General features: G+C 65.2%; 2 protein-coding genes. Both read right to left on the bottom strand.

Annotated features, from left to right (window positions below; translation table 11 throughout):
• Nucleotides 1-384: insulinase family protein (locus EN893_RS34630; protein WP_164901415.1), on the bottom strand; the 384-nt coding region annotated here is incomplete at its 3' end.
• A 139-nt stretch (nucleotides 385-523) separates the two neighbouring features.
• Nucleotides 524-1078 (bottom strand): 16S rRNA (guanine(966)-N(2))-methyltransferase RsmD, encoded by a 555-nt coding sequence (gene rsmD, locus EN893_RS34625; RefSeq protein ID WP_127266868.1) that lies wholly within the window; start codon nucleotides 1076-1078, stop codon nucleotides 524-526.
• Between the last annotated feature and the right edge of the window lie 145 nt (nucleotides 1079-1223).

Below are 1223 nucleotides of genomic sequence, written 5' to 3'. Positions count from 1 at the left end.
CTCGTGGAAGGCGGTGTAGTCGTAAGAGGTGAAGGCGTTGTTGGAGCCGCCGATATCGGAGATGGCGCGGTCGAACTCGCCCGCCGCATGGTTGGTCGCCGCCTTGAACATCAGATGTTCGAAGAAATGCGCAATGCCGGATTTGCCGGGCGGCTCGTCGGCGCTGCCGATCTTGTACCAGACCATATGGGTGACGATCGGCGCACGGTGGTCGGGAATGACGACCACCTCCATGCCGTTGTCGAGCAGGAAATCCGTGACCTTGAACTCGGCCGGAACCGTGTTGGGCAAGACGGGGCTCTCGGCCAGCACCGGGCTGGTCATGACAAAAGCCAAAGAGGACGCCAACAGCGTTCCGCGCAGCCATTCAATCGTGGATGTCATCAACGGCTCCGGTTCTGTCTGCAGACGATAGGCAAGGTACTGGCGACAAGCAAAGTTAATTGTTGGTCATTTTAGAGGCGGAGCTCGGTTCCTCGCCCCCGTGAAGCGGGGGAGAGGAACCGCCAATCGCGAAGGCGTATCAGGCCGCCTCGATAAAGCGGATGACGGTCTCGCCATAGTTGCGCTCGTCCAGCACGGAAAAGCCGGGGCCCGGCTCGAAGGGCGCCACTGCCGCCTCTTCGACCACGCACAGCGCGCCAGGGCGAAGCCAGCCGCCGGCTTTCGCCGACTGCAAGGCGCGCTCGCCAAGGCCCTTGCCATAGGGCGGGTCGGCAAAGACGAGGCCGAACGGCGCCAGCGTGCCCGCTTCGCCAAGGCCGGTGGCATCGCGGCGGAAGATCTTGGTGCGGCCGGTCAGGCCGAAGGCTTCGACATTGTCGCGGATCAGGCCACGGCCTTCGGCCGATTCCTCGATGAAGACGCCGTAGGAGGCACCGCGCGACAGCGCCTCGAGCCCCAGCGCACCGGTGCCGGCGAACAGGTCGAGCACGCGCGCGCCGTCCAATTGCGCGGCAAAGCGATGCGCCAGCACGTTGAAGACCGCCTCGCGGGTGCGATCGGTCGTCGGACGAATGGCGCTCGAGCGCGGCGTCGCCAGCGGACGCCCGCGAAACTCACCACCGACGATTCTCATCTCGCTTTGGGGCCTCGGGGACCATTGCGCGGACGCTCACCGCCGCCAGCCCCGCCCGGACGTTCGCCTCTCGGCTTGCCGAACGGTCTTGCACCGGCGGGTTTGCCATAAGACGGCTTGAACGATGCCTTGCGCGCCTTGGCTT

The sequence above is a fragment of the Mesorhizobium sp. M7A.F.Ca.CA.004.04.2.1 genome (assembly GCF_004022825.1).
Lineage (GTDB): Bacteria > Pseudomonadota > Alphaproteobacteria > Rhizobiales > Rhizobiaceae > Mesorhizobium.
The sequence above is the reverse complement of the archived record's forward strand: the minus strand, read 5'-3'. Positions and strand labels throughout refer to the sequence as shown.